General features: G+C 60.3%; 21 protein-coding genes and 2 tRNA genes. 3 read left to right on the top strand and 20 right to left on the bottom strand.

What is annotated here, in order from left to right; all coding sequences use genetic code 11:
* Nucleotides 1–2: 2 nt before the first annotated feature.
* From BUS06_RS09160 to BUS06_RS09145, 4 genes are all read right to left on the bottom strand, one after another.
* The gene (locus BUS06_RS09160) at nt 3–278 is read right to left on the bottom strand and encodes a metal/formaldehyde-sensitive transcriptional repressor (RefSeq protein ID WP_074263980.1); all 276 of its coding nucleotides are present in this window, start codon (nt 276–278) and stop codon (nt 3–5) included.
* Nucleotides 279–504: 226 nt separating this feature from the next.
* Nucleotides 505–837 carry a hypothetical protein gene (locus BUS06_RS09155; protein WP_074263979.1) on the bottom strand — a complete coding sequence of 111 codons (333 nt, stop codon included), beginning with the start codon at nt 835–837 and terminating at the stop codon, nt 505–507.
* A 267-nt stretch (nt 838–1,104) separates the two neighbouring features.
* Entirely contained in the window at nt 1,105–1,950 is an 846-nt protein-coding gene (locus BUS06_RS09150; protein ID WP_074265988.1) for an oxidoreductase, read from the bottom strand.
* 196 nt (nt 1,951–2,146) lie between these two features.
* Entirely contained in the window at nt 2,147–2,749 is a 603-nt protein-coding gene (locus BUS06_RS09145) for an NADPH-dependent F420 reductase (RefSeq protein ID WP_074263978.1), read from the bottom strand.
* A gap of 180 nt (nt 2,750–2,929) precedes the next feature.
* On the opposite strand from BUS06_RS09145, the gene BUS06_RS09140 reads away from it, so the two are divergent.
* On the top strand, nt 2,930–3,859 hold the full coding sequence (locus BUS06_RS09140; RefSeq protein WP_074263977.1) for a LysR family transcriptional regulator: 930 nt from the start codon (nt 2,930–2,932) through the stop codon (nt 3,857–3,859).
* Nucleotides 3,860–3,928: 69 nt separating this feature from the next.
* On the opposite strand, the gene BUS06_RS09135 is transcribed toward BUS06_RS09140, so the two are convergent.
* Nucleotides 3,929–4,867: an AraC family transcriptional regulator gene (locus tag BUS06_RS09135; protein WP_074265987.1), complete on the bottom strand. Its 939-nt coding sequence runs from the start codon at nt 4,865–4,867 to the stop codon at nt 3,929–3,931.
* A gap of 138 nt (nt 4,868–5,005) precedes the next feature.
* Here BUS06_RS09135 and BUS06_RS09130 point away from each other — a divergent pair, with 138 nt between their 5' ends.
* On the top strand, nt 5,006–5,845 hold the full coding sequence (locus BUS06_RS09130; RefSeq protein WP_074263976.1) for an SDR family oxidoreductase: 840 nt from the start codon (nt 5,006–5,008) through the stop codon (nt 5,843–5,845).
* 153 nt (nt 5,846–5,998) lie between these two features.
* On the top strand, nt 5,999–6,820 hold the full coding sequence (locus BUS06_RS09125) for a VOC family protein (RefSeq protein WP_074263975.1): 822 nt from the start codon (nt 5,999–6,001) through the stop codon (nt 6,818–6,820).
* 79 nt (nt 6,821–6,899) lie between these two features.
* Here the strand turns inward: BUS06_RS09125 and BUS06_RS09120 are convergent, their stop codons facing one another.
* The 15 genes from BUS06_RS09120 to BUS06_RS09045 form a co-directional block, all read right to left on the bottom strand.
* Nucleotides 6,900–8,000: an NAD(P)H-dependent flavin oxidoreductase gene (locus BUS06_RS09120; protein WP_074263974.1), complete on the bottom strand. Its 1,101-nt coding sequence runs from the start codon at nt 7,998–8,000 to the stop codon at nt 6,900–6,902.
* Nucleotides 8,001–8,071: 71 nt separating this feature from the next.
* Entirely contained in the window at nt 8,072–8,455 is a 384-nt protein-coding gene (locus BUS06_RS09115) for a nuclear transport factor 2 family protein (RefSeq protein ID WP_074263973.1), read from the bottom strand.
* Between the two features lie 496 nt (nt 8,456–8,951).
* Nucleotides 8,952–9,028 (bottom strand) — tRNA-Pro (locus BUS06_RS09110).
* A gap of 94 nt (nt 9,029–9,122) precedes the next feature.
* The gene (locus BUS06_RS09105) at nt 9,123–9,530 is read right to left on the bottom strand and encodes a MerR family transcriptional regulator (RefSeq protein WP_074263972.1); all 408 of its coding nucleotides are present in this window, start codon (nt 9,528–9,530) and stop codon (nt 9,123–9,125) included.
* Between the two features lie 46 nt (nt 9,531–9,576).
* A complete protein-coding gene (locus BUS06_RS09100; RefSeq protein WP_074263971.1) occupies nt 9,577–9,987 on the bottom strand; it encodes an integration host factor subunit alpha in 411 nt (136 codons plus the stop codon).
* Between the two features lie 69 nt (nt 9,988–10,056).
* On the bottom strand, nt 10,057–12,492 hold the full coding sequence (pheT, locus tag BUS06_RS09095; protein WP_074263970.1) for a phenylalanine--tRNA ligase subunit beta: 2,436 nt from the start codon (nt 12,490–12,492) through the stop codon (nt 10,057–10,059).
* A 154-nt stretch (nt 12,493–12,646) separates the two neighbouring features.
* Nucleotides 12,647–13,660 (bottom strand): phenylalanine--tRNA ligase subunit alpha, encoded by a 1,014-nt coding sequence (gene pheS / locus BUS06_RS09090; protein WP_074263969.1) that lies wholly within the window; start codon nt 13,658–13,660, stop codon nt 12,647–12,649.
* A 157-nt stretch (nt 13,661–13,817) separates the two neighbouring features.
* Nucleotides 13,818–14,177 (bottom strand): 50S ribosomal protein L20, encoded by a 360-nt coding sequence (rplT, locus tag BUS06_RS09085; RefSeq protein WP_006052502.1) that lies wholly within the window; start codon nt 14,175–14,177, stop codon nt 13,818–13,820.
* A gap of 29 nt (nt 14,178–14,206) precedes the next feature.
* The gene (gene rpmI, locus BUS06_RS09080; protein ID WP_074263968.1) at nt 14,207–14,404 is read right to left on the bottom strand and encodes a 50S ribosomal protein L35; all 198 of its coding nucleotides are present in this window, start codon (nt 14,402–14,404) and stop codon (nt 14,207–14,209) included.
* A gap of 266 nt (nt 14,405–14,670) precedes the next feature.
* On the bottom strand, nt 14,671–15,195 hold the full coding sequence (gene infC / locus BUS06_RS09075) for a translation initiation factor IF-3 (RefSeq protein WP_074263967.1): 525 nt from the start codon (nt 15,193–15,195) through the stop codon (nt 14,671–14,673).
* 49 nt (nt 15,196–15,244) lie between these two features.
* Nucleotides 15,245–17,152 carry a threonine--tRNA ligase gene (gene thrS / locus BUS06_RS09070; protein ID WP_074265986.1) on the bottom strand — a complete coding sequence of 636 codons (1,908 nt, stop codon included), beginning with the start codon at nt 17,150–17,152 and terminating at the stop codon, nt 15,245–15,247.
* A gap of 249 nt (nt 17,153–17,401) precedes the next feature.
* A tRNA-Val gene (locus tag BUS06_RS09060) sits at nt 17,402–17,478 on the bottom strand.
* A gap of 131 nt (nt 17,479–17,609) precedes the next feature.
* Complete coding sequence (locus BUS06_RS09055) at nt 17,610–19,853, bottom strand: RelA/SpoT family protein (protein WP_074263966.1); 2,244 nt, start codon at nt 19,851–19,853, stop codon at nt 17,610–17,612.
* Between the two features lie 63 nt (nt 19,854–19,916).
* Complete coding sequence (locus tag BUS06_RS09050) at nt 19,917–20,270, bottom strand: RidA family protein (protein WP_074263965.1); 354 nt, start codon at nt 20,268–20,270, stop codon at nt 19,917–19,919.
* A gap of 97 nt (nt 20,271–20,367) precedes the next feature.
* Complete coding sequence (locus BUS06_RS09045) at nt 20,368–21,288, bottom strand: alpha/beta fold hydrolase (protein ID WP_074263964.1); 921 nt, start codon at nt 21,286–21,288, stop codon at nt 20,368–20,370.
* Between the last annotated feature and the right edge of the window lie 146 nt (nt 21,289–21,434).

Here is a 21,434-nt window from a genome sequence, read left to right as displayed (position 1 = left end):
CTCTACTTGAAATAGCTATGAACAACTTCGATGAGTTGTTCCGTTGCGCTGGCGCCACCCTCCTCGCCGTTTTCGGCGTCGACAAGGTGGTTCCTGATGTGGTCTTCCAGTACAACCGCCAGCAGACCGTTCATCGCTCCTCGACAACTCGTGATCCGTTGCAGCACGTCGGAGCAACCGTGCTCTCCCTCGAGCGCCCGCTCGATGGCTTCAACCTGTCCCTTGATGCGGCGGACCCTATTAAGAAGCTTCTGTTTTTCCTGGATTGTGTGACTCACCGTGCGCCCTCCGAATACCCCAGTGGGGTATGTAATAGCCGCAAGTGTAGCATAGGGGGTAGGGGTATCTGTACGATTGGCGCGCCGCAAGCCGCCACGAAGTGCCAATGGAAAAACAAAAAGCCGCTGTCCTTGAGGGCAGCGGCCTTTCTTACTACTGTGGAAAATTAAGAACCCGCACTTCAGATCTACAGATCTCGTGCAGTTAGTTTGCCATCCTTAGTTTTTACTGTTGCCCTGCAGCCGGCGACACTACGCTCGGGGTCGCCAGCGTGTTATTGGTCTTGGGAGCGCTGATGCCAGACGTCGAGTTGCCATTTGTACCATTCGGCAGGCCCGAGTTCGGCGCACCGGCGGCCATGCCGCTGTCCGAATTGTTGACGCCCGGCGTGCCGTAGCCGCTGGTTGAATTATTCATCTGGTTCACCTGATTCGCAGGGCTAGCGGTGCTGCCCGACGTACCGCCACCGCTCGAGCCTCCGGCCGCCTGTGCATAAGCGCCGCCCGACAGCGTGAGTGCGGCCACGGCCGCGATTAATGTGCTGGTTGCCTTATTCATGATCCGTCCCTCCTTGATTGGGCTGGAATATAGACGCAGACGGTCGCCGCCTGCTTGACTATGAATGCAGCAAGCACCGTGCCGCGCGACCGGAATCCACGCGAAGGCGCTCACGCGGCCAGCATGCGCAATTGAATGTCAGGAGACCGTGATAACTGGCGGCCAAGGCGACATGACCGCTAGATACCAGGGACGATGTAAAACTTCTACTACGCACTCTGCAGGACACGGGCGTGAGAAAAGCACATCGCGATACCGTGCGCGACATCAGTCAGGAAAATCCGCGCCGATAGTCGTGGCTTCCCAGTTATTCAAATCGTTCTGCAGCCTGCCCAGTTTCGTTCGGACTGCTTCCAACCCGGGTTTGCCCAAAACAAGATTCGATGGCGGCACCTTTGCTTCGACGGCGGCGATGATCGCCTGTGCGGCACGTGCGGGATCTCCCGGTTGCCGCCCGCTATCCGCCGCCACTTGCGCGCGGCGCTTCCCCGCGATGGATGCGTACGCGTCGATCGACCGGCGCGTCTGCTTGAGCGACCGCCCCGCCCAGTCGGTCCGGAACGGCCCCGGCTCGACCGTTGTCACTTTGATGCCTAGCTCGGCAGTCTCACGCGCGAGGGCTTCTCCAAGCCCCTCCAGCGCGAACTTGGTAGCGGCGTAATAACCGCTGCCCGGATTACCGACCAGTCCTCCAACCGAGGTGATATTGACGATGTGTCCCGCTCGCTGCTCCCGCATCAAAGGCAATACGGCTTTGATCGTACTGACTGCGCCAAAAAAATTCACCTCGAACATGGCGCGTACTTCGTCATCTTCACCTTCTTCAACCGCTGACAGATAACCATAGCCTGCATTGTTCACGAGCACATCGATGCGGCCAAATGCAGCCTTCGCCTGCGCAACGGCTGCGGTCACGCCCTCGGGCGAGGTCACATCAAGTTTGAGTGACAGAGCGTGTTCGGGATGTGCGCTCGCCAGATCGGCGACCGTATCAGGAGCGCGCGCAGTGACGACAGCACGCCAGCCACGCGCGAGTACAGCCTGTGCAATTTCCCGACCGAAACCGGTCGAACAGCCAGTGATGAACCAGACGGGAGAAGTGGAAGAGTCGATCGCCATGGTAGTCCTCGGTGAGGGCTGGCGCGACGGGCCACACCGCGATTCGGGGCGCGCATCGGCCAGCGGAGAATGAGCTTGGAGAATATCGCAACATGGGAAAGTCCGCGTTCCGCTGGGGATTTCCGCGCGCGGCCGATACAGTCGCACCGTGTCATTCCATCCGGCGACAGCACGCCGCGCCCCGCACCGACTACTCCAGTTTGACGAGATTGTGCACCGGCAACGGGCCGCCCGGGATTTGAACCAACTGGCCTCCCGCCACGAGCGAGCCCAGATCGATACCGAAGAAACCCAGCCGCTCGATCAGCCGGCTCACCGCCGCTTTCGCCTGTGCGTCGTCTCCCGCGACGAACAGTACCCGGCGTCCGCCTTCGGCCTGTGGATCGTCGGAGATGAGGTGCGCCGGCAGATGACTGAACGCCTTCACGACGCGCGCGCCCGGCACGTGTTCCGAAAAGATTTCGCTCGACGTCCGGCCATTCAGTTCGGCCGGCTTGAACAACGGCGCCTCGATCGGGTTGTTCGCGTCGATCACGATGCGTCCGCCGAAATCCGGCAGGCCAGCCAGCGCGGCCGGCAGCTTCGACCAGTTGACTGCGACAAGGACGACGTCCTGCGCGGCCGCCTGTTCGCGCGTTCCCGGCGTGATCGTGGGACCGAGCTCGCGCGCGAGGTCTGCGAGCGAAGCCGGGCCCCGGCTGTTCGCGATGATGGCTTCCAGACCTTTGCCCGCCAGCGCTTTCGCGAACGCGGACCCAATGGCGCCTGCTCCGATGATACCGATGGTGCTCATAACGATGCTCCTGGTGAAGAGTGATGAATCAGGTGGTAAAGCCGCCGCCGGTGCCGGCAAGGGGAAAGAGATGCGAGGCTCGTTCCCAGCGCTATGTGAACGAATCTTGCCGCCTTTATTGCCTGATGATTAGCTGGGAATCGCTTGAATTATTTTCAATCAATGCTTTAAGATTCCCGTATGGAAACCCTCGCCAACCTCGAGTCGTTTGTCCGCAGCGCCGAAGCGGGAAGCTTCTCCGCGGCTGCCCGGCGTCTTTCGCTGACGCCCGCGGCGGTCAGCCGGAACGTCGCATTGCTCGAACGCAATCTGGGCGTGCGCCTGTTCCAGCGCTCGACACGCAAGCTCACGTTGAGCGAGGCGGGCGAGCGCTTTCTCATGGAAATCGGCGGCAACCTGGAGGCGCTGCAGGCGGCCATCGCGTCCGTCTCGAACGATCGCAGCGAGCCCGCCGGCGTGCTGAGGGTCAGCATGGCGCCAACGTTCGGTATCACGTACGTCATGCCGCTGCTGCCGGCATTCCTCGTACGCTATCCAATGATTCGGCCGGATTGGCAGTTCGAGAACCGGCCGGTTGACCTGATTGAAGAGGGATATGACGCAGCGTTGGGTGGCGGCTTCGACCTCGCACCGGGCGTCGTGTCGCGCCCGTTGGCGCCTGCGCATCTCGTGGCGGTTGCGTCTCCGGCTTACATGGCTGGCCGCAAAAAGCCGGGCGATCCCCGCGATCTCGAGGGCCTCGATGGCATCGTGATGCGCTCGGGCCGCACGGGCCGCGTGCGCCATCGCAACATGCGTGACGCGGCGGGCAATGAGATGCCCGCGCGGCTTGGCGAGAACATTATGGTCAACGACCCGGCGGCGATGCGCGAAGCGGCGATTCTCGGACTGGGTGTAACGCTGCTGGCCGTGTCAGACGTGCTGGCCTCGATTGAGCGGGGAGAACTCGTGCGCTTGCTACCGCGCTGGTACGCGGACGCCGGGGCAATCTCGATCTACTACGCGACGCGAGCGCTGCTGCCGGCGAAGACACGGGTTTTTGTCGACTTCATCGTCGAGGCGTTCGAGCGGGAGCGGTTAGCCGAGAGGTTTGCGGGCAGCCTCAAATGAGTCGCGCCGGGTAGGTTGCTAGCTGACGGGAACGGCCTGGTAGCGGACGTCGTCGGTCACACCGTGCAGCTAAGCCCCATGCCCAGTCGCAACTTCCTTCACCGCCTGTACCCGAAAGTCCGTCGGCGAGCGTCCGACGACACGCCTGAAGGCATTGCTGAACGCGCTCTCGGAGCCATAGCCGAGCGAGCGTGCCAGCACATTGATGTGCGTGCGGCTCTCGAGAAGAGCGCGCTGTGCAAGGTGCATCCGCCATTTCGTCAGATACGAAAGCGGTGACATTCCCGCGACCGTCTTGAAGTAAGCGGCAAACGTCGCGCGAGACATCGACGCGGCTTGTGCCAGCTCCTGGAGTTGCCACACGCGGCCAGGGTCCCCATGCATCAGCTGGAGCACCGGCACGAGACGCTTGTCGCTCAGGACGCGCAGCCAGCCGGCAGGCTGGAATCCGCCTGCCTCGAAGTGCGCCCGCAGTATCTGGATGAACATCAGATGCGCAAGTTCATTCGACGCAACGTGCGCTCCGGGAAGCGCGTCTTGCCGCTCCCGCACGAGTTGATCGAGCAGCCAGCGAAGAGCCTGCGCCTGGCTCGATGTCCCGCGCACGTGAATCAGCGGCGGCAACGCGTCTAGCAGAAGCTGGCTGGACGCGATGTTCAGTTCGACCTTGCCGCCGATCATGAAAAACTCGTCGCCGTCTCCGTGATGAACCATGTTGCCGACACGGCCTTCGAGGACTTCGTCGAGATCGACGCGCTCCGCTTCCAGGTCGCTGCCGAGGACATGTGAGCGCGGCTCGCAGAGCAGAAACACGTCGCCGCTTTCGATACGAATGGGAGCCGTGTCGCCTTCAAACAGCATCCAGCAACTGCCCCGTGCCACGCCCCAGAACTTGACCGTATTCGCTCGCGGGAAATTGATTGCCCAGGCGCCGCCGGCAACCAGTCCACCCGAAATGACGGACCGCGCGCCCATGAGGCTCAGAAAATCGGAGAAGGGATCGATCATGATCGTCAGATTTTGGCGCAAGAAATGTCGACTTTCAAGTATTCAAAATCTGAGATGCGAGTCTTAAGCTTCGTTGACTGCCTGGCCCATTGTCAGACGGAACCGTAACCCGATCAGATCGGAGAGGATCTCAACATCATGAAGCGCAGCTGGTTTATCACTGGAGTGAACAGCGGTTTCGGCCGTCTTATGACAGAGCAACTGCTTGCTCGAGGGGACCGCGTCGCCGGTACGGTACGTAACCTGGATTCGATGGCCGATCTCAAGGCACGCCATGGCGATGCGCTCTGGCTTGCCAGGCTCGATTTGACAGACACCCCCGCGATTCGTGAGGTCGTCGACCTTGCGTTCCGCGACCTTGGACGCATCGATGTCGTGGTGAGCAACGCGGGATATGGGCTATTCGGCGCGGCCGAAGAAATGACCGACGAACAGATCGCCCACCAGATCGACACGAACCTGCTTGGCTCGATTCAAACCGTTCGCGCCGCGCTTCCTCATCTGCGACACCAGGGCGGTGGACGGATTATCCAGCTGTCCACGATAGGCGGGCAGGCGGTGTTTCCCGGTGGATCGCTCTACCATGCGGGCAAATGGGGGATCGAGGGATTCATTGACGCAGTCGGGCTGGAGGTGGCCGTGTTCAACATTGGTTGCACGCTGGTCGAACCGGGCGGCGCGCGCACGAACTTTCGCTATCACAGCGCCAGGCTCTCGCCAAAGCTCGAGGCCTACGATGTGTCACCGGCACGCATGGCGCATCGGACCATCGAGGAAGGAACCAGCCAGCCGATCGGCGATCCGGTGAAGATGGTCGAAATCATGATTGCCAGCGTCGATCAGAACCCTGCTCCCAAACGTCTGGCGCTGGGGAGTGATGCGTATAACGTCATGCACAAGCAACTGAGCGACCGTCTCGCTGCGCTGGAAGCACAGAAAGACCTCGCGTTTTCGACCGATTATCCGGCAGGCTCGTAGCATTGCCGCGAGGGGGGAATCCGCGACAGCGCTCGATCACGCCCTCTCGCACCACCTCGGCCGCATTGCACTTTTCGCTTAACACGAATTGACTGGCGGCCTCTTTTCGCCGAGACTTTTCGCCACGTTGGCCCACATCACTCTCCTCACGCGATGACTCTTTCCCTTGACCACGTTGTAATTCGTGTGCGCGATCTCGAGCAGACCATCGCCGACTACAGCGAACTGGGTTTTACCGTTCAGCGCGGCGGCACACACGCCGACGGAGAAACGCACAACGCGCTGATCGGTTTCGAGGACGGCAGCTACTTCGAGTTGATTGCGTTTCTGCGCAACGCGCCCGAGCATCGCTGGTGGGATGAGGGCAATCGGGCCGGCGACGGACTCGTCGATTTTGCGCTGCTGCCAGAATCGGTGCAGGCCGTCGTCGATGGTGCGCGGCAGCGCGGGCTTAGCTATGAAGGACCCATCGACGGTGGGCGGGTGCGGCCAGACGGCGAACGCCTCGTGTGGCAACTGGGAAAACCGGCGACGCCCGATCTGCCGTTTCTTTGCGGAGACATCACGCCTCGCCATTTGCGCGTAGCCGAAGGCGAAGTGCGCAACCATCCCAATGGCGCGCGCGGCATATCGGCGCTCAAGATCGCCGTTCGCGATCTCGACACCAGCATCGGCCGGTACCGCGCACTGCTGGGCGAACCGCTTCAGATACAGCGGTCGGCATTTCCCGATCACGGCGTTTCGTTCGCAAGCTTTTCGATCGGCGCGACAACGCTTACGCTACTGACGCCCTCGGGTGGCGCAAACGGAGCGGCTCTGGCGGCTCAGGTCGAGAACCGTCTGGCATTGCGTGGCGAAGGCGTGTTCGGGATTGTGCTGCACGGTGCGGGAAGTGCGGCGCCGCGTCTGCTGCCGCTCGACCTGACTCACGGCGTCGATCTCGAACTGCTGTCCGCGAGCGACGCCTTGGCATAAGGTTCGACGTGGGCGGCGTTTAAGCACGCGGTGTCAGAAAACACCTTCGTGCTTCACGCGTGATGCCGGAGGCGAATCCTTATCCGCCAACCTGTTGCAATTGCCTGATGCTTTCTCGCAGTTCGCTCTCCAACTGGGCGAACAACTCTGCCGCGGGTAACGATCTGGCGAGCGCCGCCGCCTGCCCCGCCCACTGCGCACCATAGCCGAATTCTCCCTTCGCTTTGGCTGCCGCGTGAAGTGCTTTTCCTGCATCGTAGGCAATCGGATACGCCGGCGGCTGCGGGGCGCCTACGTGGTCTTCCAGTTCCGTGAAGCGGTTCACCATGCTTCGCGCCACACGTCCGGAGATGGCTTTCGTGAACGTCGTATGGCGCGCCGACTCGCCAAGCATCGCACGCCGGTAACCATCGTCGATCGATGTTTCCGGGCAGGCCACAAAAGCCGTTCCGAGTTGAGCCGCCTGAGCGCCCAATGCAAGCGCAGCGGCAATACCCGCACCGTCCATGATGCCGCCTGCGGCGATCACCGGCAGAGGGAATTCCTTGACCAACAGACGCGTCAATGCAAACGTGCCCAAGCGGTCGTCGCGCGCATCCGGATCGAAGACGCCGCGGTGGCCGCCGGCTTCGATGCCTTGCGCGACGATTGCGTCCACGCCCGCCGCTGCGACCTGCGCAGCTTCCTGCAGATTCGTCACCGCAGCGAGCAGCCTGATCCCCGCGTTTTTAAGTGCGCCGATCACTTCCGCGGACGGCAGGCCAAAGTGAAAACTGACGACCGCCGGTTTGTCCTCGAGGAACACGTCCAACATGGCCTCGTCTGCGACAAAGCTCGTGTAGATCTCCGACAGCGACGCAGGCGGCTTCGCTCCGTATTGCTCGAACTGCGGCGCGAGCCAGCTCAACCATTGTTGCTCCACCGCTGCGTTTGACGTCGCAGGGCTGTGGCAGAACACGTTGATATTGAACGGTTTCGCGGTCAGTGCGCGGGTTTCCGCGATCACCTTGCGCGCACCCGCTGCGTTCATTGCGCCAACGCCGAGCGAGCCAAGGCCGCCAGCATTCGAAACGGCAGCTGCCAGCGCCGGTGTGCTCACACCGGCCATCGGCGCCTGAATGATGGGCTTTTCGATGCCCAGCAGGCGCAGCAACGATTGCTTGTCCGTCTGATTAGTCATCTCACATCCTCGTTGAAATCTGGGTTGGTAATGCGCAGGCTCGTCGCGTTATTTCTCGCTCCGATGTGCTCTCACGCCATCTGCTGAACCCATTGGCTGCGCCAGTCCGGCGCGTCAAACGGATCCGAAAAATACTGGGTCTCGTGGACGACCTTGCCGTCGCGGAACTCCATGATGCTGACTGTGTAGGCCGCTCGCCCTTCATACATGATGGTGTATTCCGTGACCCAGAGATTGCCTTCTCCCTGAATACGCCTCACGTTAAAACCTGCTGGCTTTCCTGGATGATGACCCCGCAGTGCTTGCAGATTTTTCCGGCCGACGATTCGTTCGCCGGATTGAGGATAGTCACAGATGGCGTCGTCATCGTAAATATCGTGCTCTGCGTCGAGATTGCCGCTCGCCGACGCCTGCCAGTGGGCAGTCAGGGCTTCACGTATTTTCTCTTCATGCATGGAGTGCCTCCGGATGCTGTTCACATCAATCTGGTGCGGACGCGGCGGAATGAAAATAGCCCGTGCGCGGCACGGCTTAGCGACTTAAGACTAGTCCAAAAAAACTTGTAGTCGAGTCGCTTCGCGCCTTTTTTGGTTATTGACCACGCTGACGGTAAGCGGATAGTAAAGTCGATTTCCCGGAAAGACGGTGACGTGAGGAACTGAAGAAACTGCAGGCCAATGTGCGCTTCGGTTATATAACTTGCTACGGGGATTAGGCTGGTGGACCCGTGGCATCGTGCAAACGATGCATGCGCGATTCTCTTGTTCTGGATCTGTTTCGAGGCTCTGGGGATCGAATGTCAGATGCTTAGTATAGCCAAGTATTTTTTTGAACATTGACTACGTTGCGATTGGGACACGAATCGACATCTGATATCCGGCCAACGGCGCGTAAAACGTCGGCGCCAAAGAAAAACCCGCACAGCCTTGCGACTGTGCGGGTTTTGATCTTTGGTCGGGGCGAGAGGATTTGAACCTCCGACCACCTGCACCCCATGCAGGTACGCTACCAGGCTGCGCTACGCCCCGAACAGCTAAAAATTATAACAGACACTTCAATCGATTAGAACCTGCAGCCACCAACAAAACTGCGAAGCGCGGTCGCTATTCGTACTTCAAAAGATTACCGGCCCAGCAGATCGATCACATGCAGCAATTCCTTGCGCAACTGATCAACATCCACCGTGGCTGTTTTCGCGGGCGGCGCCTCGACCACCTCGCCCTCTTCCACCACATCATCCGCCGGCCCACCATGCACTGCACCATGCGAATCGAGCCGGTTTCGCGCACCGTTGATCGTGAAGCCCTGCTCGTACAACAGCTCGCGAATCCGCCTGATCAACAGCACCTCATGATGCTGGTAATAACGGCGGTTACCGCGCCGCTTCACCGGCCTCAACTGCGTGAACTCCTGCTCCCAATACCGCAGCACATGCGGCTTCACACCGCACAGCTCGCTCACTTCACCAATGGTGAAGTAGCGCTTCGCCGGAATCGGAGGCAAGACGACTTTTTCGATCGTCGCTGTCATCGTCAGTTAGCCGTCGTGGTGGGTTGCGCAGGAACGCGCCAGTCGATCAGCGCGCGAAGCTCGCCTCGGCGCCGGTCTCGACCAGCGCCTTCAGCTTTTGACTTGCATGGAACGTCACAACGCGGCGAGCAGCAATCGGAATCGCCTCGCCGGTCTTCGGATTGCGGCCAGGACGCTGGGGCTTGTCGCGTAACTGAAAGTTACCGAAGCCCGACAGCTTCACGCTATCTCCGCTCTCCAGCGCATCGCGAATCACCTCGAAGAACGCCTCCACCATGTCCTTCGCTTCCCGCTTGTTGAGTCCGACATTGTCGAACAGCAACTCGGCAAGCTCGGCCTTGGTGAGCGTGGGCGTTTCCGCCGAAGTGTTAGCGGGTGATGTCGGAATATCGCGAATCATGGCGCTACGCTGCGCCGTAAGAAGGGCTTCGAAATCACTCGAGTTCATTTCATTCATATCTATCAAATGGCGCGCCAACCAGAAACGAAGAATTGCGGAAATCGCCGCTTTGAGAGTCTCCGCGGGTTATCCGCGCAACCGTGCGCCATATACTCGAGCCAGACGATCCACCAGGGTTTGAATGGCCAGATCGACCGTCTCGTCCTGAAGGGTCCCGCCAGTATCTTGCAAGGTCACACGGAACGCAAGGCTTTTCTCATGGGCTGCTAACCCGCCGGAAGTAGTTGATTTTGGACGGAATTCGTCGAAAAGCGCAACCCTTCTGACAGTCTTGCAGGCGTCTTCCGAAAGCGCCTTTTGCATCTCGTCAAGCAGTGCCTGGACTTCGATTTTTTGATCGACGACCACGGCGATATCGCGACGCACCGGCGGAAACTTCGACACTTCCGACGGTACCGGCAATGCACGCTGAATTAATGCATCTGCTTCGATTTCAAACAGAATCGGCGCATGCGGCAAATCATATTGCTGCATCCAACGCGGATGCAATTCGCCAATCCAGCCCACTGCGCGGCCATTCAATTCAACGCGCGCGCTGCGTCCCGGATGCAGCGCCGGATGCTCCGCTTTCACAAAGCGTGCCACAGCTGGCGACAGCAAGGCTTCCAGATCGCCCTTGACGTCGAAGTAGTCGACGGTGCGCGTCGCCGCGCCCCATTGTTCGTCCTGCACCGGACCATAGGCGAGCGCGCCGAACATCTTCGGCTGCGAGAAGCCTTCGACCTGCAACTCACCCGCCTTGATGGCGGGATCGTGCAAGAACACGCGGCCCACCTCGAACACGCGCACGCGGTCCGCGGCACGGCGGCTCAGATTCGTACGCAGCACGTCGATCAGGCTGCCGATCAGCGTCGTGCGCATCACCGAAAGCTGGATTGCGATCGGATTCAGCAGGCGTACGGGCTTGTCGTTACCGGCGAAATCCAGCTCCCATTGCGCGTCGACGAAGCTGAAGTTCACAGTTTCAGCGTAGTCGCGCGCGGCGAGCGCATGCCGGATATCGTGGAGCGAGCGCTGCGTTTCGTTGGTCGCGCGCATCTCGCTAGTGGCCACAGGCGGACGCGCCGGAATCTTTTCGAAGCCGTAGATGCGCGCGACTTCTTCGATCAGGTCTTCTTCGATCTCGATGTCGAAGCGGTACGACGGCGGCGTCACGGAGAACACGTCGCCTTCGCGCTCGAACGCGAGGCCAAGACGCGTGAAGATCTGCGCGATCTCATCTGCACTGATCGCAACGCCGATGATGCGGTTCGCACGCGCGACGCGCATCTTCACCGGCGCGCGCTGCGGCACGTTGACGATCTGATCGTCGACGGGACCGGCCTCGCCACCGCAGATATCGAGGATCAGCTGCGTGATGCGCTCGATATGCTCGACGGTTGTCGCGTAGTCGACGCCGCGCTCGAAGCGATGGCCTGCGTCAGTCGAGAAGTTGTACTTGCGCGAGCGGCCGCGAATGCTATCGGGCCACCAGAACGCGGCTTCGAGATAGATGTTGGTGGTGTCGAGCGTCACGGCCGTGCTGTCGCCGCCCATGATGCCCGCGAGACTTTCGATGTGCTGATCGTCTGCAATCACGCCGACCGTCTCATCGAGCTCGACGGTGTTGCCGTTCAACAGCTTGAGCGTCTCGCCCTTTCGGCCCCAGCGTACATCCATGCTGCCGTGGATCTTGTCCAGATCGAACACGTGCGACGGACGGCCCAGCTCGAGCATCACGTAGTTCGAGATGTCGACCAGCGCAGAAATACTGCGCTGGCCCGAGCGCTCCAGACGCTCGACCATCCACTGCGGCGACTTCGCGCGCGCATTCACGCCGCGAATCACGCGGCCCGAAAAACGGCCGCACAGGTCCGGCGCCGAAATCTTCACCGGCAATGTTTCGTTCAACTTGACGATGGCCGGCTTGATGTCGAGCGCATGCAGTGGCGCGCCGGTGATGGCCGACGTTTCGCGCGCCACGCCGAACACCGACAGGCAGTCTGCCTTGTTCGGCGTCAGCTTGATCTCGAAGATCGTATCGTCGAGGTTCAGCGTCTCGCGGATGTCCTGGCCAATCGGCGTATCTTCCGGCAGGATCAGGAGGCCGCTATGATCTTCCGAAAGCTTCAGTTCGCGTGCCGAGCACAGCATGCCCTGGCTTTCCACGCCACGCAGCTTCGAGAGCTTGATCGCAAATGGCGCGCCGCCCTCTTCGGCCGGCGGCAGCTCTGCGCCCACCAGCGCAACCGGCACCTTGATGCCCGGCTTCACATTCGGTGCGCCGCAGACGATGTTCAGCGTCACGCCTGTGCCGGCGTCGACCTGACACACGTTGAGCTTGTCCGCGTCCGGGTGCTTGACCACCTCGAGAACCCGGCCAACCACGATCTTCTTGGTCGCCGGCGCAGCGGGCGACAGGCCTTCGACTTCGAGGCCGGCCATCGTCAGGGCGTGCGACAGCTCGTCCGTCGTCATCTGCGGGTCGACAAAGCTTCTTAACCAGGATTCCGGGAATTGCATGGTTCTGTGTACGTTCTGATCAGGTTAGTCCACATCCGGCCGGGGCCTTCGTTGGTTGCCGTGTTCCGGTAACCAGGCGCCCTTGCCGATGGCACTGCTCGCGGCGCGCACTTGCCTTCGTCTATGCATCTGGCGACGTGCGCGGCTCGAAGCGTTAAGCGAATTGCCGCAGGAAACGCAGGTCGTTCTCGAAGAACAGGCGCAAGTCCTGCACGCCGTAGCGCAACATCGTCAGCCGTTCGAGGCCACTGCCGAAGGCAAAGCCGATGTAACGCTCCGGATCGAGGCCCATGTTGCGGATCACCGTGGGGTGAACCTGGCCGGAACCCGAGATCTCGAGCCACTTGCCGGCGTTCTTGCCCGTTTCGAACAACATGTCGATCTCAGCCGACGGTTCGGTGAACGGAAAGTACGACGGACGGAAGCGTACGAGGATGTCGTCACGCTCAAAGAATTTCTTGAGGAAGTCGGTGTAGACGCCCTTCAGGTCGGCGAAGCTGATGTTCTCGTCGATCCACAGGCCTTCGACCTGATTGAACATCGGCGAGTGCGTCGCGTCACTGTCCACACGGTACGTGCGGCCGGGCACGATCACCTTGATCGGCGGCGTGTTGGTGCGCGCGTAGCGCACCTGCATCGGGCTCGTGTGCGTGCGCAACAGCAACTGGCGGCCGTCGGCATCCTTGTCGTCTACGTAGAAGGTGTCTTGCATCGAACGCGCCGGATGGTTTTCCGGGCTGTTCAACGCGGTGAAGTTGTACCAGTCGGTTTCGATTTCGGGGCCGTCGGCCACATCGAATCCGATGGAACGGAAAATCTGTTCGACGCGTTCCCACGTGCGCATGACCGGATGCAGGCTACCTGCACCAAGGCCGCGGCCGGGCAACGTGACGTCAATGGCTTCAGCGGCGAGGCGCTGGTTCAAGAGCGCGTCGGCAAGTGCCTGACGGCGGCCCGTCAGTGCGGCTTCCACCTGCTGCTTGACGACGTTGATCCGCGCGCCTTCGGTCTTGCGCGTCTCGGGATCGAGTTTGCCAAGGCCCTTCAACAGTTCGGTCAGCGCACCCGACTTGCCGAGAAAGCGGGCTTTCTCGTTCTCGAGGGTGGTGACGTCGTTGGCTTCCCCGAAGGCTTTTTGCGCGTCAGCGACAATCTGGTCCAGATCCATTGATCCCATCATTTCAACGTCAGTGTTCAATCGATGCAAAACTGGTTCGACCAACAAAAAAGGGGCTCGGTGAGGAGCCCCGTTTTTGTTGCAGCGTCACCGAGACTACCGGATGTTCGCTACAACGAACCACGCAGTTTAATTGCCCAAAGCGCAATCAGGCTGCAACGGCGGCTTTCACCTGCTGAACGATCGCAGCAAAAGCAGCCTTGTCGAACACAGCCATGTCGGCCAGCACCTTGCGGTCGAGTTCGATCGAAGCCTTCTTCAGGCCGTTGATGAACACGCTGTACGTCATGTCGTGCTGACGCACCGCCGCGTTGATACGCGTGATCCACAATGCACGGAACACACGCTTCTTGTTGCGGCGATCGCGGTAGGCGTATTGGCCTGCGCGCATGACCGCCTGCTTGGCGATGCGATAGACGTTATTGCGACGGCCGCGGTAACCCTTGGCCAGCTTGATGATCTTCTTGTGACGGGCCCGTGCGGTAACCCCACGTTTGACTCTAGGCATAGTTAGCTCCTGTGAGTTTTAGTTAAGGGTTAAGCGAACGGCATCATTGCGCGCACGGAGTTCATATCTGACTCATGAACTGCTGTGGAACCGCGCAGATGGCGTTTGTTCTTGGTGGTCTTCTTGGTAAGAATGTGGCGCTTGAAGGCTTGACCGCGCTTGACGGTACCGCCCGGACGCACCACGAAGCGCTTTGCAGCACTCTTCTTGGTCTTCATCTTCGGCATGACAACTCCATTATTAGATGGATATGGGTGTGCGGTCGGCCTGATGGCCATTACCCGCCCTTCGAAACCCAGTCCACTTGGTATGCAGCCGGCCGATACTGCTGGCCGCTGCTTTTCAGGAACTGCGCCCATTTATCTGGGCGCTGCTCCGAAACCTGCTGGTCTTCGCCACACATGCAGCGAAGTACAACTCAATCTTTTCACAGTAACAGTTGCGCGCCTCACGGTGCACAACCCGGCAACGCACTTGCAACCACGCGCGTTGCTTACTTCTTTTTCTTCGGAGCGAGCACCATGATCATCTGGCGCCCTTCCATTTTCGGCATTTGCTCGACTTGACCGACTTCGTCAAGGTCAGTGCGCAGGCGTTCCAGCATGCGCATACCGATTTCCTGGTGGGCCATTTCGCGGCCGCGGAAACGCAACGTGATTTTCGTCTTGTCACCGTCGTCGAGGAAGCGAATGAGGTTGCGCAGTTTGACGTTGTAATCGCCGTCATCGGTGCCCGGGCGGAATTTGACTTCCTTCACCTGGACAATCTTCTGCTTGAGCTTGGCCTCGTGCTGCTTCTTCGCTTCCGAGTACTTGAACTTGCCGTAGTCCATCAAGCGGCAAACCGGCGGCACCGCCTGAGGGGCGATTTCAACCAGATCTACATCTTGCTGTTCCGACATGCGGAAAGCATCGGCAAGTTTCACAATGCCGAGGGGTTCGTTCTCGACTCCGACCAGACGCACCTCGGGTGCAGTGATTTCACCGTTGATGCGGTGCGCAGACTTATCAGTAGCGATGTTACGTTTCCTCTAAAAATTAAAAAAACGAGCCGGGCTGCCAAGTGGTTTACCTGAACGACTGCACGTCCTGACGCAGACGTTCAATGAAGGCGCTGACGGGCATGACACCCAGATCAACACCGCCACGGGCACGCACGGCTACCGTTTGAGCATCACGCTCTTTGTCGCCGACCACAAGGAGGTACGGCACCTTTTCTAGCGTGTGCTCCCGTATTTTATAGCTAATCTTCTCGTTGCGCAAATCGGCCTGTACTCTAACCCCTTGTTTTTGCAACGATTGAGTCAAAGACTGCGCATATTCGGTCTGACTTTCCGCGATATTCATTACAACCACCTGCATCGGCGCCAGCCAGGACGGCATTGCACCAGCATGGTGCTCAATCAGAATACCGATGAAGCGCTCCATTGATCCGACGATTGCCCGGTGCAACATGATCGGGCGGCGACGGCTATTGTCCTCGGCGACGTATTCGGCGCCCAGACGCTCCGGCAGCACCATGTCGAGCTGCAGCGTACCGCATTGCCACGAGCGGCCCAGCGCGTCCTTGATGTGATATTCGACCTTCGGACCGTAGAAAGCGCCCTCGCCCGGCAACTCTTCCCACGTCACACCGCAGGCCGTCAGCGCGTCGCGCAGACCCTGCTCGGCGCGATCCCACGTTTCGTCAGTGCCGGCACGGGCGTCCGGACGCAAGGACAGTTTGATGTCGACGTTGTCGAAGCCAAAATCCTTGTACACGCTCATCGCCAGCGTGTTGAACGCGATCGATTCGCTGATGAACTGGTCTTCGGTACAGAAAATGTGCGCGTCGTCCTGCACGAAGCCTCGCACGCGCATCAGACCGTGCAGCGAGCCCGACGATTCATTGCGGTGGCACGAGCCGAACTCCGCATAGCGCAGCGGCAGATCGCGGTACGAGCGCAGACCATGGTTGAACACCTGCACGTGACCGGGGCAATTCATCGGCTTGATCGCGTAGTCGCGCTTTTCCGATTCGGTCGTGAACATGTTTTCACGATAGTTCTGCCAATGGCCCGACGCTTCCCAGAGCGAACGGTCCATGATCATCGGCGTCTTGATTTCGAGGTAGCCCGCATCGTTCACGCGGCGGCGCATGTATTGCTCGACCTGCTGCCACAACGTCCAGCCACGCGGATGCCAGAACACCATGCCCGGCGACTCGTCCTGCATGTGGAACAGGTCGAGCTGCTTGCCGAGCTTGCGGTGATCGCGCTTCTCCGCCTCTTCGAGCATGTGCAGATACGCTTCCTGGTCTTCCTTCTTCGTCCAGGCCGTGCCGTAGATACGCTGCAACTGCTCGTTCTTCGAATCGCCGCGCCAATACGCGCCCGCGACCTTCATCAGTTTGAAAACCTTCAGCTTGCCGGTGGACGGCACGTGCGGGCCGCGGCACAGATCCGTGAAGCCGCCGTGCGAGTACAGCTTGATCTCGTCGGTTGACGGAATCGACTCGATAATCTCGGCCTTGTACTTTTCACCGATGCTCTTGAAGTAGTCCACCGCTTCGTCGCGCGACACCACGCGGCGCGACACCGGCTCGTCCTTCTTCGCGAGATCCTGCATGCGCTTTTCAATCTTCTCGAGATCTTCCGGCGTGAAGGGACGGTTGTACGCGAAATCGTAGTAGAAACCGTTGTCGATCACAGGGCCGATCGTCACCTGCGCTTCGGGGTACAGGTCTTTCACCGCGTACGCGAGCAAGTGCGCCGTGGAGTGGCGAATGATGTCGAGGCCGTCGGCGTCTTTTTCCGTGACGATTGCGAGCGACACATCGTGATCGATCAACGCGGACGTATCGACCAGCTCACCGTCGATCTTGCCGCCGAGCGCGGCTTTCGCGAGGCCAGGGCCGATCGACGCGGCCACTTCCGCGACCGTCACCGGGTGCTCGTATTGACGAACAGAACCGTCAGGCAGACGTATCGAAACCATTGCGTTCTCCGAAATGCCGACCGGCGGCGGCATATACAACCATCAAATAAGACAAAAAAAATGCGGCCCCGCTTTCGAGGGGCCGCATTCACATTTCCTGCAAACTACATTGGCGAAAGTGGTCCTCGACTAGCGTCGCTCCGAAGTGGTTTCGGTCAACGTTCGCGGTGTCATAACCGTATTCGCCTTTTGCGCCAAGGCGCTTACTGCAGCTTGCGAAACCCCGGCAAACCGGAATTTCTCTTTCGTTGGTAGGCTCGATTGGACTCGAACCAACGACCCCCACCATGTCAAGGTGGTGCTCTAACCAGCTGAGCTACGAGCCTGAAGAAACGAGATTATATGGAGCGCCACATCGCTTGGCAAGTACTTTTGTACACCGGCACTGAAAAATCCGCGCTGCCGTTTCCGCGCATGTGAAAGACGGCACGCGGCCCCGCGTGCATCACACCTTGCGTTAACTTTTACGCCCCGCCCGCAACACGCCCGTGACTTCTCCAAGCAGCGAACAGGCGCGCTGAATCTGCGCCGCGCTCGACACCTCGACCGTGAACTGCATGAAGGCTGCATTACGACGCGTTTGTGTCTTCACACCGATCACGTTCATCTTCTCGCGCGCAAACACTTCGGAGATATCGCGCAGCAAGCCTTGACGATCCGTTGCATCAATTGTCAGGTCCACTGGGTACACCGACTGCCCGCGACCATTCATCACGTCTGCGGACCATGCGGTTTCCAATACGCGCTCGGGCGCACGCTCGGCCATTCGCATGAACGTCGGGCAATCGCTGCGGTGAATCGACATGCCCTTGCCCCGCGTAACAAAACCACTGATACCATCAGGCGGTGCCGGACGGCAGCAACGCGCGAGCTGCGTGAGCAACGCGTCGACCCCCACCACCAGCACACCGGTCGATGCGCCATGCGCGACACTCGAGCCGCTGCTGCGCTTTTCGAACTGCTCGGGTACTTCGACCTCCGGTTCGGGTGGCGGCGCATCCTGCAGTGCCTGCTCGACCTGACGCAAGCTGAACTCTTCCTTGCCGACCACCGAGAACAGGTCTTCCGTGGACTTGAAGCCGAGCTTCGTCGCAAGCTGGTCGAGATTGACCGAGGTCTTGCCTTCGCGCTGCAAAGTCTTTTCGACCATCGCCCGGCCCGTCGCGATGGTCTCCTGATACTCGACTGCGTTGAACCACGCGCGCACTTTCTGCCGTGCACGTGGACTATGCAGATAGCCAAGCTGCGGGTTGAGCCAGTCGCGCGACGGACCACCCTCTTTCACCGCGACGACCTCGACCGTCTGACCGTTCTGCAACGGCGTGTTGAGCGGCACCATCGCACCATCGACACGCGCACCGCGGCAACGGTGTCCTAACTCGCTATGCAGGTGATAGGCAAAGTCGAGCGGCGTCGCGCCTTGCGGCAACGGAATCACGCGCGCCTGCGGTGTCAAAACATAGATGTGGTCGTCGTCGAACGTGGCCTGACGTAGTTGCTCCCACGGCTGCGCCGCGCGCTTCTCGCCATGCTCACCCTCGGACACTTCATCCTTCCACGCCAGCAACTGGCGCAGCCACGCAATCTTCTCGTCGTACTTCTCGCTCGCCGTGACCTGGCCGCCGTAGCCGCGCGTGCCGGCCTCCTTGTAGCGCCAGTGCGCCGCTACGCCGTACTCGGCAAACTGATGCATCTCCTGGGTACGGATCTGCACTTCGAACGCGCGCCCGTCATCGCCGATCACCACCGTATGCAGCGACTTGTAGCCGTTCGGCTTCGGCCGCGAAATGTAGTCGTCGAATTCCTTGGGCACCGGTTGCCACAGGTTGTGCACGATACCGAGCACGGTATAGCAGTCCTTGATGTCCGGCACGATCACGCGAAACGCGCGCACGTCGTACAGCTCGGAGAAATCGAGGTCCTTGCCGCGCATCTTGCGCCAGATGCTATAGATGTGCTTTGGCCGCCCGCTCACTTCGGCGCGAATATGCGCGGCAGCCAGCTCATGCTGCAGACGCGCGATAGCCGCGGCCACATAACTCTCACGCTCCACGCGCTTCTCGTCGAGCAGCTTCGCGATGCGCTTATACGTGGCAGGCTCTTCGAAGCGCAACGCGAGGTCTTCGAGTTCCCACTTCACCTGCCAGATGCCGAGACGGTTTGCGAGCGGCGCGTAAATATCGAGCGTCTCGCGCGCTACGTCGGGAGACGGCGTCATCTTGGCCGCCGCGTAGTAACGCATCGATTGCAGCCGCGATGCGAGCCGGATCAGCACAACGCGAATGTCCTGCGCAAAGGCAAGCAGCATCTTGCGCAACGCCTCGACCTGCGCACGCCGCGCCGCCTGGGCGTCGCGTCCCGCTTCGGGAATGGCGTTCTGCGCCGCGCGCAAACTGACGGTACCCAAACGCAGCAACTTGCGCACATCGCCCACGAGTTGCGCGACCTCTTCGCCAAAGTTATCGGCGATCACGCGCTCCGGGTCTTGCAGATGCGGCGTCAGCGCGAACAAGGCCGCCGCCAGCACCGCCGGCGGGTCGACATTGAGCGTGCGCATGATCGCTGCAGTGCCCGCCGCATGATCGGCCAACAATTCGCCCGATGACAGCCGCACCTCACCCGCATGCTCCCGCACGAATGCCATCGCTTCTTCGAAGGAAGGCAGCGGAATCGGGACGGTCGTAACGGTATCGGTATTCATGGTGCGACGGCCCAACGGGCCAGACGGATCAACAGGGATTCAACAACAGTTTCAGATGCGGACCTAGCTGCGCTGTGCGGCCACGACGACCACTTCAACCAGGCACTTCGGGTTCGCAAGTTTCGCTTCGACCGTCGCTCGCGGCGGGGTTTCGCCTTGCGCGACCCACTCGTCCCACACAGCGTTCATGCCAGCGAAGTGAACCATGTCGGCGATGTAAATCTGCACCGACAACAGATGCGACTTGTCGCTGTTCACTTCAGCGAGCAGACGGTCGATATGGCCAAGTACTTCACGGGTCTGACCGGTGATGTCCTGATCCGCGTCCTCGGCAATCTGGCCGGCGAGGTACACGGTGCCGTTATGCACAGCGATTTCGGAGAGTCGCTTGCCGACGTGATGACGAATGACTGCCATGGCAATTCCTGATGATGGTTAAGATTGAACAATGCGGTTGAACGATCCTGCGTTCCGCGGCGGGTCGCTCGAAAGAGGCGCGCCGCACAACCCCATATTATGACGCGTCAGCGCCAGGTCCGATGAAGAAGCGGCGCGCAATCCCGATCTGCTCGGCGCTGAGAAACGCGGGCGCATGACCCACACCGGGGATTTCCACGCTCGACACCTTGTTGCCCTCGGCAATCATCTTCTCGACCGTTTCACGCGACAGCAGGTCGGACTTTTCTCCGCGCACTACCAGCACCGGTCCCTGAATCGCCTTTAGCGCGCCCCACAATGCAGCCTCTCCACCCGCCGCCACTTCGTCGGTAATAGCAGCGAACGGTTGGCCGATGCGGGGGTCGTAGCGGAAATACCAGGCACCGTCGCGCTCCTGCAGCAGCGGCGTGTTGATTTCGCGCCATTCTTCCGGGGTCAACGGGCCGAAGGATTGCGCCAGCAAGGCGGCGTAATCGATGCCCTGCTGCAGCGTTTCGAACTGCATGGGCTTGCCGAGATAATCGCCGATTCGCTTCACCGCGGCCGGTTCGAGATGTGGACCGACGTCGTTCAGCAGCAGCTTCTCGATCGGAGAGCCCGGCAGGCCCGCGAGACCCAGCCCGATCAGGCCGCCCATCGAGGTGCCGAACCAGTCCACCTTTTCCACGTCGAGCCGCGCGATCAGCGTGACCATGTCCGCGACGTAGTGCGGCACGGCATAGTAGTTGGGGACGTTCAGCCACGATGAAAGACCGCGGCCGACCACATCCGGACAAATCACGCGATATCTGTCCGAAAACGACGCTGCCAACCGGTCGAAATCACGCCCTGAGCGCGTGAGGCCATGCACGCACACCAGCACCCGCGGATTCGCCGGGTCGCCCCATTCCGTGTAGGCAACACGATGCAAGCCACCGGGGCTCGCACACTGCACGAAACGTTGGCGGGGCGTAGCCGTGCCGGCGGCAGTATGCAGAGCTGGGGACGTGACGGTCATCAGATTTCCTTGGCGAGCACTAACTAGTGAAGACGATTGTAAACCGCTTTGCCGCGTGCCAAGGATCGTCCTGAAGACATAAGCAAATGCGCCAAGCCAACGCCCAAAACAAAGCGGGCGAAGACCCAACCCGTCTCGCCCGCTTT

It is taken from the genome of Paraburkholderia phenazinium (genome assembly GCF_900141745.1).
GTDB classification, from domain to species: domain Bacteria; phylum Pseudomonadota; class Gammaproteobacteria; order Burkholderiales; family Burkholderiaceae; genus Paraburkholderia; species Paraburkholderia phenazinium_B.
The sequence above is the reverse complement of the archived record's forward strand: the minus strand, read 5'-3'. Positions and strand labels throughout refer to the sequence as shown.